At 73.5% G+C, this 13,522-nt stretch carries 12 protein-coding genes; 8 read left to right on the top strand and 4 right to left on the bottom strand.

Annotated features, from left to right (window positions below):
• Window positions 1–251 precede the first annotated feature (251 nt).
• Window positions 252–1,328 carry a GlxA family transcriptional regulator gene (locus tag QBL21_RS28845; protein ID WP_407565159.1) on the top strand — a complete coding sequence of 359 codons (1,077 nt, stop codon included), beginning with the start codon at window positions 252–254 and terminating at the stop codon, window positions 1,326–1,328.
• Window positions 1,329–1,371: 43 nt separating this feature from the next.
• On the opposite strand, the gene QBL21_RS28840 is transcribed toward QBL21_RS28845, so the two are convergent.
• A complete protein-coding gene (locus QBL21_RS28840; protein WP_407565158.1) occupies window positions 1,372–1,842 on the bottom strand; it encodes an SsgA family sporulation/cell division regulator in 471 nt (156 codons plus the stop codon).
• A gap of 184 nt (window positions 1,843–2,026) precedes the next feature.
• Between QBL21_RS28840 and QBL21_RS28835 the strand changes: the two genes are divergently transcribed.
• Window positions 2,027–3,850, top strand: a complete 1,824-nt coding sequence (locus QBL21_RS28835; protein WP_407565157.1) for an RDD family protein — start codon at window positions 2,027–2,029, stop codon at window positions 3,848–3,850.
• Window positions 3,851–3,905: 55 nt separating this feature from the next.
• The gene (locus QBL21_RS28830) at window positions 3,906–5,225 is read left to right on the top strand and encodes an RDD family protein (RefSeq protein WP_407565156.1); all 1,320 of its coding nucleotides are present in this window, start codon (window positions 3,906–3,908) and stop codon (window positions 5,223–5,225) included.
• A gap of 148 nt (window positions 5,226–5,373) precedes the next feature.
• Here the strand turns inward: QBL21_RS28830 and QBL21_RS28825 are convergent, their stop codons facing one another.
• Window positions 5,374–5,658 (bottom strand): hypothetical protein, encoded by a 285-nt coding sequence (locus tag QBL21_RS28825; protein WP_407565155.1) that lies wholly within the window; start codon window positions 5,656–5,658, stop codon window positions 5,374–5,376.
• A 263-nt stretch (window positions 5,659–5,921) separates the two neighbouring features.
• Between QBL21_RS28825 and QBL21_RS28820 the strand changes: the two genes are divergently transcribed.
• Window positions 5,922–8,381, top strand: a complete 2,460-nt coding sequence (locus QBL21_RS28820; RefSeq protein ID WP_407565154.1) for an immune inhibitor A domain-containing protein — start codon at window positions 5,922–5,924, stop codon at window positions 8,379–8,381.
• Window positions 8,382–8,496: 115 nt separating this feature from the next.
• Window positions 8,497–8,802 carry a hypothetical protein gene (locus QBL21_RS28815; protein WP_407565153.1) on the top strand — a complete coding sequence of 102 codons (306 nt, stop codon included), beginning with the start codon at window positions 8,497–8,499 and terminating at the stop codon, window positions 8,800–8,802.
• Between the two features lie 70 nt (window positions 8,803–8,872).
• Here QBL21_RS28815 and QBL21_RS28810 read toward each other — a convergent pair whose 3' ends face one another.
• Window positions 8,873–9,460: an isochorismatase family protein gene (locus QBL21_RS28810; RefSeq protein WP_407565152.1), complete on the bottom strand. Its 588-nt coding sequence runs from the start codon at window positions 9,458–9,460 to the stop codon at window positions 8,873–8,875.
• A 94-nt stretch (window positions 9,461–9,554) separates the two neighbouring features.
• Window positions 9,555–10,877: a nicotinate phosphoribosyltransferase gene (locus QBL21_RS28805; protein ID WP_407565151.1), complete on the bottom strand. Its 1,323-nt coding sequence runs from the start codon at window positions 10,875–10,877 to the stop codon at window positions 9,555–9,557.
• 136 nt (window positions 10,878–11,013) lie between these two features.
• Here QBL21_RS28805 and clpS point away from each other — a divergent pair, with 136 nt between their 5' ends.
• From clpS to QBL21_RS28790, 3 genes are all read left to right on the top strand, one after another.
• Window positions 11,014–11,322 (top strand): ATP-dependent Clp protease adapter ClpS, encoded by a 309-nt coding sequence (gene clpS, locus QBL21_RS28800; RefSeq protein WP_018834043.1) that lies wholly within the window; start codon window positions 11,014–11,016, stop codon window positions 11,320–11,322.
• Window positions 11,322–11,921 (top strand): DUF2017 domain-containing protein, encoded by a 600-nt coding sequence (locus QBL21_RS28795; RefSeq protein WP_407565150.1) that lies wholly within the window; start codon window positions 11,322–11,324, stop codon window positions 11,919–11,921. The genes clpS and QBL21_RS28795 overlap by 1 nt, the downstream gene beginning before the upstream one ends.
• Window positions 11,922–12,040: 119 nt before the next feature.
• The gene (locus QBL21_RS28790; RefSeq protein WP_407565149.1) at window positions 12,041–13,480 is read left to right on the top strand and encodes an amino acid permease; all 1,440 of its coding nucleotides are present in this window, start codon (window positions 12,041–12,043) and stop codon (window positions 13,478–13,480) included.
• Window positions 13,481–13,522 lie beyond the last annotated feature (42 nt).

Here is a 13,522-nt window from a genome sequence, read left to right as displayed (position 1 = left end):
GCCGGCGCCTGGAGCCGCCGGTCGAAGCTGGCACCGGCTTTTGTTCCGCGGCGGCTCTGCCACGGATCTCGGAGCCCCGCCTCCGCCTGCTCGGCGGGGGTGTGCGGAAACCTAGCGATCGGCACCGCTCAGCGGAAGACCCCGTCCAGAATCCGGTCAGGATCTTCCATTGCCGGTCGCTGTCCGTGATCGTTGCGCGCGGCGCAATGCCCTCGAATGGCCGGATTAACCGCACATGAAAGAATCGTGCCATGACCGGTTCCGCAGAGAGTCCGCCCCCAGGGCCGCACCGCGTCGCCGTCCTGGTCCGGGACGGTGTGATGCCGCTCGAACTCGGCCTCGTCCACCAGATGTTCGGCTCCGCCCGGGCCGCCGGGCAGCCGCTGTACGAGGTCGTCACCTGCGCGCTGCGGCCGGGCCCGGTGCGTACCGACGCGGACTTCCCGGTGCTCGTCGAGCGCGGCCCGGAGGCGCTGGACGACGCCGAGACCGTCGTGGTGCCCGCGTCGCACGCCGAGGACGCCGTCGAGGGCGCGCGGCTGCGCGAAGGGCAGGGCGAAGGGCAGGGCGGAGGGCAGGGCCCAGGGCACGGTGAGCCGTCGCCCGCGCTGCGGGCGGCCCTCGGGCGTGTACGGCCCGACGCGCGCGTCGCGTCCGTGTGCACCGGCGCGTTCGTGCTCGCCGCCGTGGGGCTGCTCGACGGACGGCGGGCCACGACGCACTGGAAGTCGGCCGAACTGTTCCGCCGCCGCTTCCCGGCCGTACGGCTCCAGCCCGACGTGCTCTACACCGAGGACCGCGGCGTCCTCACCTCCGCGGGCGAGGCCGCCGGCATCGACCTGTGCCTGCACATGATCCGCTCCGACCACGGCGCCGCCGTCGCCAACGACGTGGCCCGCCGCACCGTCGTGCCCCCGCACCGCGACGGCGGGCAGGCGCAGTACGTGCCGCGGCCGGTGGCCGAGCCGGAGCTGTCCACCACCGGCCGCGCCCGGGCCTGGGCGCTGGCGCACCTCGACCGGCCCATCGCCCTGCGGGAGTTGGCCGCGCGCGAGTCGATGAGCGTACGGACCTTCAGCCGCCGGTTCCGCGAGGAGACGGGCGTGACGCCGTTGCAGTGGCTCACCCGGCAGCGCGTCGAGCGGGCGCGGCAACTGCTGGAGGAGACGGACCGCAGCGTCGACCGGGTCGCGGCCGACGCGGGGTTCGGCACGGCGGCGTCGCTGCGGCAGCACATGCACGCGGCGCTGGGCGTCTCGCCGACCGCGTACCGCGGCACGTTCCGCGGCCCGGGGCAGCTTCCGGCGGGCGCGGGGGAGGCGGCGTAACGGATGGCGGTGCGGCGGGTGCCGGTGCGGCGGGCCGCGGTGGTCACGTGTCGCCGGACTCGTCCGACGGCCACGGGTCGCTCAGCCACAGCTCGTCCCGCGCCGCCGGCCCCAGCAGCTCGCGCAGCCCCTCCTCCATGCCGAGCTGCGTCGTCTCCGCACCCGGGGGCACGGCCCGTAGCGTGCGCTCCAGCCAGGTGGAGACCACGGCGGCCGGCGCCTCGATCAGCGCGTCACCGTCCGAGGACGTCAGCGCCAGGCAGATGACGCTCCCCGCCCCGGACTTCGTCGGCCAGACGCGCACGTCCCCGTGGCCGCACGGCCGGAACACCCCCTCCACCAGCAGCTCCCGGGCGAACGACCAGCTCACCGGCGTCGCCGAGCCGATGTGGAAGCTGATGTGGACGGCGTACGGGTCGGCCGACCGGTACGTCAGCCTGGACGGAACCGGAACACTTCTTTCCGGCGACAGCACGAGCCGCAGCTCCAGCTCGCGTTCCACCACGGTCTGCATGGTGTGGCACCTCTCTTGTCGAACGTCGTGCAGGTCCGGCGGGCCTGCACGGGGAGAGAGGGCCGAACCGCCGTGCTCTTACGCGACTTCCGCAGACTTCCGCAGATCCTTTGACAAGTCTCTTAAGGCGGAACGGGGGTGAGGCGGACCCGGGTGTCCGCGGGTTCTGGTAGATGTGGACCCCATGAGCGCCCCGACACCACCCTCCGGCGGCGGGATCCCCGGCCCCGGTTACTACCCCGACCCCTCCATCCCGGGCTACGTCCGGTACTGGAACGGTGCGGCGTGGGTTCCCGGCACCAGCCGCCGCGCGCAGGCGGGCGAAGAGCAGCAGGCCGCGTCGGCGGAGTCCGCGAGCGCGGGCGGTGCGGAGAGCCCGGAGGCTCCCGGCAGCCCCGCGGACGCCGCCCCGGCGGAGCCCTCCGCCGCGTCCGCCCCGCCGCTGAGCGAGACCGGCCCGGTCTTCCTCGACGAGGAGGAGCCGCAGGACGCCCCGCCCGCCCCCCGCGGGCGGCACGCCGCGCGCGGTGGCAGCGACGCGGTCGGCGCGTCCGGTGTGGCCGGCGCGGCCGGTGTGGCCGACGCCGACGTACGGGACGCCGCCGAGCGGGCCGCCGCCGAGGAGCCGGCGGACGCCGCCGCCGAGGGCGCGTGGCAGGCGGTCGACGTCGTGGACGTCGCCGAACGGGCCGACAGCCGCGTCGCCTGGGGCGCGCAGGCCGCGCAGGACCCGCCGGCCCTCACGGTGCCGGCCGAGCTGGGCGGCGGTGCGCCGGAGCCGGGCCGCGCCGAGGAGGAGCCCCGGCTGCCGGCGGCGCGGTGGGCGGAGGACGCCGAAGCCGCGGGCGGCGCCGGGCCGGGGGGCGGACAGGCCGGCCCCGGGGCGTACGAGCAGGACCGGCCGGGCGGCGTGCTCGGGCGTGACCCGCGCGTCGGCGGGGGCTCGTGGGGCGAGCAGGTGCGGCGGCTGGCCGGGCCCGCGCCCGTACCGGCGCCCGGCACGTCCGAGCCGCACGAGACGCACGAGACGCACGAGACGCACGAGCGGCATGAGCCCGAGCCCCGGGCCGGAGCCGGTGCCGGAGTCGGGATCGAGCCCGCGGCCGGGGCGGCGGACCCGCGGCGGGCCGCGAGCGGCTACGTGCCGGCGCCGACCACCCCCGACGTACCGAGCGTCCTCCCCGCGCCGACCACCCCCGACCTGCCGCGCGCGCAGCCGGCGCCCACGACGCCGGACCTGCCGGCGGCCCGGCCGGCGCCGACGCCGACCACGCCCGAGCTGCCGCAGCCCCGCCCCGGGCAGCCGCAGCTCGCGCCGCAGGCGGGGCACTCAGCCCCGCCGCTGACCCCGGCCGCGCGCACCGCCCCGCCGCCCGCCACCCCGCAGCAGCCCGCCGCGCAGCTCCCCGAGCGGGCCGCCCGCGCCGAGCTGCCGCAGGGCGGCGCCGGGGCCGGGGAGCCGCCGGTCGTGCCGTGGCGCCCTCCTGCCAGCGACCCCTTCCTCAGCGCCGCGCAGGGCACCGCCCCGCCCGCCGGGCTCGGCCGCAGGCTCGGCGCCCGGTTCGTGGACGGGCTGCTGGTCGGCGGTGTCGTCGCCGCGGTCGCGGTGCCGCTGGTGGGCAAGTCCGTGGACCACGTACAGGACAAGATCGACGCCGCCGAGGCGTCCGGCAAGACCGTCACGGTCTGGCTCATCGACGGCACCACGGGCCCGTATCTCGCGCTCGTCCTCGGCCTCTTCCTCGTCCTCGGCCTGCTCGTGGAGGCGCTGCCGACCGCGAAGTGGGGGCGTACGCCCGGCAAGCGCCTCTTCGGCGTGCGGGTGCTGGACATCGAGTCGCAGGACCCGCCGGCGGCGGGGTCGGCGCTGCGGCGCTGGCTGACGTACGCGGTGTTCCTGCTGCTGCCGCTGATCGGGCTGCTGAACGTCCTGTGGTGCGCCTTCGACAAGCCGTGGCGGCAGTGCTGGCACGACAAGGCGGGGCGTACGTACGTGGCGCGCGGCTGAGCCGTTCGGCCGCGCCCGGGATGCGGGGCGGTGACAGCCGGGGTCGACTCGATGCATGAAGAGCTCCGACCACGGCGACGGCGCCGACCCGCACCGCAGCAGGCCCACGCGCTCGCAGCAGCCGCCGCAGGGCGGTGCGCCGTCCGACGGCACGCAGCGGCCGGAGGGGGAGACGCAGCCGCCGCAGGGCGGTGAGCACAGCGAGCACAGCGAGCGCCGCGAGCAGGGGGCGCACGGGGCGCCCTCCGGCGGCGACGGTACGACGCGGCCGGTGGGCGGCCCGACGACGTCGGAGAAATCCGGCACGGGCCCCCCGCAGCCGCCGCCGGCCGGACCGGCGCCGGGCGCGGGCACCCCGCCGTACGGCGGCGGGGGACCGGCGCAGGGCGGCCCCCCGCCGTACGGCGCCGGGCCGCCGCCCACCGGGCCCGACGCCACGTCGTCCGCCGGTCCGGGCGAGACCCCGCCCACCGGTGCGGACGCCTCCTCGCCGGCCGGCCCCGGCGAGACGCCGCCCACCGGTCCGGGTGCGTCCCGGTCGTCCGGCCCCGGCACGACCCCGCCGACCGGTCCGGGCGGCTCCTGGTCGTCCGGCCCCGGCGAGACGCCGCCCACCGACCCGGGTCCCTCCTGGCCTTCCGACCCCGGCGCGCCCCCGCCCACCGGTCCCGACGCCTCGTCGCCGTCCGGCCCGGGCGCCACCCCGCCCCCGGGCTCCGGCTCCGGCGGCTCCCCGTACGACCGGCCCTCCGGCACCGGCCACGGCGGCCCCCCGCCCTCCGGCGCCGGCCACGGCGGTTCCCCGTACGACCAGCCCCCCGGCGCCATGCCCCCGCCCCCGCCGCCGTACGGCGGCCCCGGCGGCGGCTACGGCAGCGCCCCCTATGGCGCCCCCGATCCGCGGCTCGCCGGGATGCCCCCGCTCGCCGGCCTCGGCCGCCGGCTGCTGGCGCGCATCATCGACGCCCTGATCGTCTACGTCCCCTTCTCGATCTTCCTCACCCTCATCGGCAGCATCGACGACTTCGGCGACACCGACGCCACCGGAACCCAGTACGGCTGGGGCCTGTTCGGCGTCCTGATCTACCTCGTGTACGAGGGCCTGATGCTCACCCGCAGCGGCCAGACCGTCGGCAAGAAGCTGATGAGCATCCGCGTCGGCATGCTGGAGAACGGCGCCGTCCCCGCAGGCAACCCGGGCTGGATCCGCGCCGCCGTCTACTCGCTGCCGCAGCTCGTGCCGTGCGTCGGCGCCCTTTTCTGGCTCTACAACGTGCTCTCCTGCACCTGGGACAAGCCGTACCGCCAGTGCCTGCACGACAAGGCGGCCAAGACCGTGGTGGTCTCCACCGAGGGCCAGCGCTTCACCCCCTGACCCGGCCCGCCCGCCGCCCACCCCGGCGGCCACGGCAGGCACATCGCGCGCACACCGAAGCGGTCGGCGACCAACCGGTCGCCGACCGCTTCACATCGGTGCCTCGGCCGTCCCCCGTCGGCGCCCTCGCGGGCGCCGTCGTGCCGTCTCAGCGCGGCGCGGACTGCGCGCCGACCGGCCGCCGGTCCGCCGCGGTTGCGGCGGTCCCGTCCCGCCGCGGCACACCCGGATGCTCCGCCCGTAAGGCGGGAGCACGGCGGGTGCGCGGTGCGGCTGCGGTCAGTGCGACGAGCACTCCGAGCGCCAGGGCGGTGACGCAGATCGCCACGAGGGCGATGGCTGCGCCGGCCTGCGAGAGCAGCAGCATGGCTGCGGCTGAGGCGATGACTGTGGCCGACCCGTACAGGATTTGGGTGAGAGTCGGACGCGGCATGGCAGCCCCCCTGGTGGGCTCAGCATCGGTACGGACGGGTGAACGTGCCAAAGGGCGGCCCCGTGCGTGCAGCCGCCCCCCTACTACCCAAGGCGGTGCCCGCCCCGGGACGCAAGTAAGCGTGACCTTACCCACTCGGGGGGTGCACGAGGGGGCGCACGGTGTCATGCCGGGGTGGGCAACGACGTCACCAGGGGCTCCGGTTCCGTAGTCCTCTGAAGTGTGCAAGTCAAGACTGTCATTTCTCTGTTCACTCCGGTCGAATGCAGGCACACCTATTCGTGCGGCGACGCGGGAGGGACAGCGCAAACGTGAAGAGCAGGCAAAGAAAGTTGTCAAAAACTGCCGTTACCACGGTGGTTGCAGCCGCACTCGGCGCGGCTCTACTGCCCTTGGGGCAGGCAGCCGCCGACAACGGCGACGGAGCAGCCCAGCTTGAGCGCCGTGATCCGGCGCGGGCGCCGAAGCACCAGGAGCACGATCTCGACGGCCCGTTCAGCAAGCAGCAGGAGGCGCGCGAGAAGGCCGCGCTCCAGCAGTTGCTCGCCGGCGAGACCGAGACGAAGCCGCGGGTCAGGAAGAACGGCTCGACCGTGGTCAAGCTCGACGACGGCAAGTACGCGGAGCTGGGCCGGGGGACGAAGACCGACAAGATCTTCACCGTGCTGGTCGAGTTCGGCGACGGCGTCGACAACGAGACCATGTACGACCCGGACGGGCCCGACGGCCCCGAGCCGCCCGTCGTGAAGTACGGCGGCGACCCCGGCCCCGCCCACAACCGGATAGCCGAGCCTGACCGGGAGGTGGACAACTCCACCGACTGGCAGGCCGACTTCGACCGGCAGCACTACCAGGACCTCTACTTCTCCAAGGACTCCGACAAGCAGTCCGTGGCGAAGTACTACGAGAAGCAGTCCTCCGGGAAGTACACGGTGGACGGCGAGGTCAGCGACTGGGTCTCGGTGAAGTGGAACGAGGCCCGCTACGGCTCCAACTACTGCGGCGACTCCACCTGCGCCTCCGTCTGGGACCTGGTGCGCGACGCGACCGCCAAGTGGGCCGAGGACCAGAAGGCCGCCGGCAAGACCGACGCGGAGATCAAGGCGCAGCTCGCCGAGTACGACGCCTGGGACCGCTACGACTTCGACGGCGACGGCAACTTCGACGAGTCCGACGGCTACATCGACCACTTCCAGCTCGTGCACGCGGGCGAGGACGAGTCCGCCGGCGGCGGCGTCCAGGGCGAGGACGCCATCTGGGCGCACCGCTGGTACGCCTACGGCACCGACGCGGGCAGCACCGGACCCGGCGAGAACAAGGCCGGCGGCGCCCAGATCGGCGACACCGGCGTGTGGGTCGGCGACTACACCGTCCAGCCGGAGAACGGCGGACTCGGCGTCTTCGCCCACGAGTACGGCCACGACCTCGGCCTGCCCGACCTGTACGACACCGCCGGCGGCGAGAACTCCACCGCCTTCTGGTCGCTGATGTCCTCCGGTTCCTGGCTCGGCCGCGGCAAGGACGCCATCGGCGACCTGCCCGGCGACATGACCGCCTGGGACAAGCTGCAACTCGGCTGGCTGGACTACGAGACGGCCAAGGCCGCGAAGCGCTCGAAGCACGTCCTCGGGCGTGCGGAGGAGCAGAAGGACGGCAACCCGCAGGCGCTCGTCGTCGAACTGCCGGAGAAGGCCGTCACCACCACCATCACCGCGCCCGCCGAGGGCACCAAGCAGTGGTGGAGCGGCATGGGCGACGACCTGTCCAACACCCTGACGCGTACGGTCGACCTGACCGGCAAGTCCACCGCGTCCCTGGGCCTTGCGGGCTGGTGGGACATCGAGGAGAACTACGACTTCCTCTACGCCGAGGTCTCCACGGACTCCGGCGCCACCTTCACCCCGCTCGACGGCACCGCCGACGGCGCGCAGATCCCGCGCGACGGCGGCGACCGGCCGGCGCTGACCGGCGTCTCGGGCGAGTACCGCGACCTGGTGTACCCGCTGGACGCCTACGCGGGCCAGGAGATCCAACTGCGGTTCCGCTACCAGTCCGACGGCGGGGTGGCGCAGAAGGGCTTCGCCGCCGACGCGCTGACGATCACGGCGGACGGCGCGGAGGTCTTCGCGGACGGCGCCGAGGGCGACGACGCGGGCTGGACGGCGGACGGCTTCTCGCGCGTCGAGGAGTCCTTCACCAAGGACTACCCGCAGTACTACATCGCCGAGAACCGGCAGTACTTCTCGTACGACAAGACCCTCAAGACCGGTCCGTACAACTTCGGTTGGACGACCGACAAACCGGACTGGGTCGAGCACTTCCCGTACCAGAACGGTCTGGCCGTGTGGCTGTGGGACACCTCGCAGCTCGACAACAACACCAGCGTGCACCCCGGCGAGGGCCTGGTGCTGCCCGTCGACGCGCACGCGAAGCCGGAGAAGTGGGCGGACGGCTCGGTGATGCGCAACCGCATCCAGGCGTACGACTCCACCTTCAGCACCCAGCGGACCGACGGCTTCACCCTGCACAAGGACGGGGAGCCGACGAAGATCTCCTCGAAGCGGGGTGTCTCGGTCTTCGACGATCACAAGGGGACGTACTGGTACGAAGGCAACAAGGGGGGCAGCGTGAAGGTGCCCGACACCAACACGAAGATCTCCGTCGTCAAGGAGCCCGGCCATGGCCGGACCATGACAATCCAGGTGGCGCCTTCCGTGCGGTGACCCGATAGAACCGCAGGTCAGAGACGTATCGGCCGCTGCCCCTGGCGGGGCGGCGGCCGATCGCGTAAAGATGACGTGAGGAGACGGGCCGACGGACGACCACGCGAGGAGCGCCATGGGCGATGGAGGATTCACCAGGCTGCCGGACGGCAGCATGGTCGTCGCCGTCTCCCTGCCGGCCCCCGTGGAGGGCCGGCGGATACGTGTGCTCGTGCACGCCGTGAACCGGGCCCGGGCCCTGACCCGGCTGCGCAACCTGGGCCTGCGCTCCGTCTACCTCCGCGGCAACGCGCACCCGCCCACGCCCGACGAGGTGACCGCCGTGCTGTGCCACCCGGACGGGCTGGTCTGGCGCGGCTCGCTCGACGACGACACGGAGTCCTGGCACCCGATCGTGGCCCTCTTCCGCCTGGCGACGTAGGCCGGGACGCGGGCAGGCCAGGGCAGCCGCGGGCCGCGCGGACCCGGCAGGCGCCCGGCGCGCCCCCGCGTCAGCCGACGACCGGCTTGCCCGTCAGCTCCACGCCCGCCTCCGCCAGCTCCCCCAGCGCCCGGTGCGTGGTCTCCTCCGCCACCCCGGCAGTCAGGTCCAGCAGCACCTGCGTCCGGAAGCCCGCCGCCGCCGCGTCCAGCGCCGTCGCCTTCACGCAGTGGTCGGTGGCGATGCCGACGACGTCGACGTCCGTGACCTCCCGGGCGCGCAGCCAGTCCGCCAGCGGCACGCCGTTCTCGTCGGCCCCCTGGAAGCCGCTGTACGCCGCCGCGTACGCGCCCTTGTCGAAGACCGCGGAGATCGCGCCGGAGGCGACGGTCGGGGCGAAGTTCGGGTGGAAGCCGACGCCCTCCGTGCCGGCGACGCAGTGCCGCGGCCAGGAGTGGACGAAGTCCGGGTGGGTGGCGAAGTGGTCGCCCGGCTCGATGTGGTGGTCGCGGGTGGCGACGACGTGCTGGTAGCCGGCGGTGGAGCGGCCGATCAGGTCGGTGATCGCGGCGGCGACGTCCGCGCCGCCGGTCACCCCCATGCTGCCGCCCTCGCAGAAGTCGTTCTGCACGTCAACGACGATCAGTGCACGATGCATGGTGCGGATGCCCTTCGTGGGTCGGCGTCGGAAGGACGGAGCGCCGGGGTCCCGAGCGCTGCGCGTCCCGGTTGTCTGCCCGCTGGACCGGGCCTCATACGTACTCCGTCGGCAGGACCGGCTCGCCCCTGGAGAGCTGGGTGGCGGACAGCGGCAGCCCGTCCCTGGCCTCGATGTGCCGGGCCCTGGCGTCGTCCATCGGCTCCCGCCCCACGACCTTCCCGCCGCGCACCAGCGGCACCAGCAGCTCCCGCCCCGCCAGCTCCGCGGGCACCTCCCCGGTGCCGACGACCTCCGCCTCGGCGACGCCGTCCGCGTCGAGCCGCCGGGCCGCCCACTTACGGCCGCCGATCGACGTCTTCCCGCCCGACGACCTCTTCGCCACCGGCACCAGCGGGGCGTCCGCGGCGTCGGAGGCGGCGCGGGCGACCAGCTTGTAGACCATCGAGCACGTCGGGTGCCCGCTGCCGGTGACCAGCCGGGTGCCCACCCCGTACGCGTCCACGGGCGCGGCGGCGAGCGAGGCGATGGCGTACTCGTCGAGGTCGCTGGTGACGATGATCCGGGTCCGGTCCGCGCCCAGCTCGTCGAGCTGCTGGCGCACCCGGTGCGCGACCAGCAGCAGGTCGCCGGAGTCGATGCGCACGGCGCCCAGCTCCGGCCCCGCGACCTCCACGGCGGTACGGACCGCGGAAGCCACGTCGTACGTGTCGACCAGCAGGGTCGTCCCCACGCCCATGGACTCCACCTGGGCGGTGAACGCCTCCCGCTCGCTGTCGTGCAGCAGCGTGAAGGCGTGCGCCGCGGTGCCGACGGTGGGGATGGCGTAGCGGAACCCGGCGGCCAGGTCGGAGGTGGAGGTGAAGCCGCCGACGTACGCGGCCCGGGAGGCGGCCACCGCCGCCAGCTCGTGGGTGCGCCGGGCGCCCATCTCGACCAGTGGCCGGCCGACGGCGGCGACGGCCATCCGGGACGCGGCGGCGGCGATGGCGGAGTCGTGGTTGAGGATGGACAGCACCACCGTCTCCAGCAGCACGCACTCGGCGAAGCCGCCCTCGACCCGCAGCACCGGGGAGCCGGGGAAGTACACCTCGCCCTCGGGGTAGCCCCAGATGTCGCCGGTGAAGCGGAAGTCCGCGAGCCAGTCCAGCGTCGGGGCGTCGACCACGTCGTGCTCCCGGAGGAAGCTCAGCACCTCGGGCTCGAAGCGGAAGCTCTCCAGCGCGTCCAGGACCCGCCCGGTCCCGGCCACGACGCCGTAGCGGCGGCCCTCGGGCAGCCGCCGGGTGAAGGTCTCGAAGACCGAGCGCCGGCCGGCGGTGCCGGCGTGCAGCGCGGCCTGGACCATGGTCAGCTCGTAGTGATCGGTGAAGAGGGCCGTCGAGGGGACGGTGACCGGCAGCTTCAGTTCCGACATGCACCTGATCCTACGCCCATACTCGTCACATTGACGATTTCAGGTGTCCGAATGGCTGCGGCACCGCCTCGGGTGGCAGCATGGGGGCGTCAGGGCTGCGGTCGCAGCCGGAGCTAACGAGGAGTTGCCGCCAACCGTGAGCGTCGCACCCACGGAGATCGAGCGCCCGGAGACCGTCGAGTCCCAGTCACCCGCGGCGGTGCCTGAACCGGACGTCCCCTGGGTGACGATCGTCCACAACGACCCGGTGAACCTCATGAGCTACGTGACGTACGTCTTCCAGGCGTACTTCGGATATCCCAGGGAGAAGGCCCGCAAGCTCATGATGGACGTACACACCAAGGGGAGGGCCATCGTCTCCAGCGGCTCCCGCGAGGAGATGGAGCGCGACGTGCAGGCGATGCACGGCTACGGCCTGTGGGCCACCCTCCAGCAGGACCGCTGATGGCGGGGCACTTCGAAGCGGTCCCGGGCGGCGGCGCCGCCGTCGCCCTGGACGAGCTGGAGATCTCCATCCTGCGCACCCTGACCGTGCAGCTCCTGGAGCTGATCGGCCCCGGCGACGCCCCCGCGGACGCCCCGCCGGCCGCCGACCCGCTGGACGCGCTCTTCACCGAGGGCCCCAGCAAGCCGCCGTCCGACCCGGCGCTGGCGCGGCTCTTCCCGGACGCGTACGGCGAGCCGGGCAACGGGCCGGACGACCGGGAGCGGGCCCGCTCGGCGGAGTTCCGCCGCTACACCGAGCCGGATCTGCGGGAGAGCAAGCGCGAGAACGCCCTGGCCGTCGTCCGCGCGCTCGACCTGCTGACCGTGCAGGGCGAGGGCGGCGCGGTGCTCAAGCTCGACCCGGAGGAGTCGCGGCAGTGGCTCGGGACGCTGAACGACCTGCGGCTGGCCATAGGCGCGCGGCTCGGCATCCGGGACGACGACGACGGCGAGGTGCTGTTCCGGCTGCCCGACGAGGACGAGCGCAAGCCGATGGTGATGGCGTACCTGTGGCTGGGCGGGCTCCAGGAGACCCTGATCGAGACGCTGATGCCGTAGCCCGCGGTCCCCGCCGCGGTCCCGTTGCGGCCCCCGTTCGGGTTAATTTGTACATAATCGCCCTTTTCCCGTGGTAAAGCTTCAGTCGGGGTACTGCACGGGAAAGGGCACAACTTCACATGACCACTGCGAAGGTCCCGGAGGGCGGCCGCGCGGCGACCGCCTCCGACGAGGGCTACGAGCGCGGGCTCGGCAGCCGCCAGGTCCAGATGATAGCCATCGGCGGCGCCATCGGAGTGGGCCTCTTCCTGGGCGCCGGCAAGATCATCGAGAAGGCCGGCCCAAGCCTCGTCTTCCTCTACGCCCTCGCCGGCGTCGTCATCTTCTTCATCATGCGGGCGCTGGGCGAACTGCTCCTCTACCGCCCGGTCTCGGGCAGCTTCGCCGAGTACGCGCGCGAGTTCCTCGGCCCGTTCTTCGGCTACGTCACGGGCTGGACGTACTGGCTGATGTGGGCCGTCACCGGCATGACCGAGCTGACCGCCGCCGCCATCTACATCAACTACTGGTGGCCCGCCGTCCCGCAGTGGCTCAGCGCGCTCGTCTTCCTCCTGCTCCTCTTCGGCGTCAACCTGATCTCGGTGAAGATCTTCGGGGAGCTGGAGTTCTGGTTCTCGATGGTCAAGGTCACCGCGATCATCGGCATGATCGTCATCGGCGTCGGCGTCCTCACCCTCGGCTTCTCCTCGGCCGGCAGCACCGCCACCACCGCCAACCTCTGGAGCCACGGCGGCTTCTTCCCCAACGGTGTCGGCGACAGCCTGATGACCCTCCAGGGCGTGATGTTCGCCTACCTCGCCGTCGAACTCGTCGGCGTCACCGCGGGCGAGAGCAGGAACCCGGAGAAGACCCTGCCCAAGGCCATCAACACGCTGCCCTGGCGGATCGTCATCTTCTACGTCGGCTCGCTGGTCGTCATCCTGTCGGTGGTCCGGTGGACGGAGTTCGGCGAGGGCATCAGCCCGTTCGTCGCGGCCTTCGGCAAGATCGGCATCCCGCTCGCGGCCGGCATCGTCAACTTCGTCGTGCTCACCGCGGCCCTGTCGTCCTGCAACTCCGGCATGTACTCCACCGGCCGCATGCTGCGCGACCTGGCCGCCAACTCCGAGGCGCCGAAGCTCTTCGGCAGGCTGAGCCCGCGCCGGGTGCCGGCCGCGGGCATCGCGATGTCGGTGGTGGTCATGTCCGTCGGCGTGGTGCTCAACTACCTCGTACCGGAGAAGGCGTTCGGCTACGTCATGTCCGTGGCCACCGCCGCCGGCATCTGGACGTGGTCGATGATCCTCGTCAGCCACATCCGCTACCGCCGCGCGGTCGTCGCCGGCCGGCTGCCCGCCTCGTCGTTCCCGGCGCCGGGCGGGGTGGTGTGCAGTTGGCTCGCGCTGGCGTTCCTCGCCTTCGTCACCGTGCTCACCGCGCTGGACTCCGACGCCCGCGTCTCGCTGTACGTCGGCGCCGGCTGGGCGGTGCTGCTGTCGGGGGGCTGGGCGGTGAGCAGACGGCGGGTCGCGGCCCGCGCGGGCGAGCCGGCACCGGAGTACGCGGCCGGGGCGCAGTAGGCCGCGGCGGGGCCGTCGCCCGCGCCGCGGCCGCCCGTTCCC

The organism is Streptomyces sp. 184 (assembly GCF_045781775.1).
Lineage (GTDB): Bacteria > Actinomycetota > Actinomycetes > Streptomycetales > Streptomycetaceae > Streptomyces.
The sequence above is the reverse complement of the archived record's forward strand: the minus strand, read 5'-3'. Positions and strand labels throughout refer to the sequence as shown.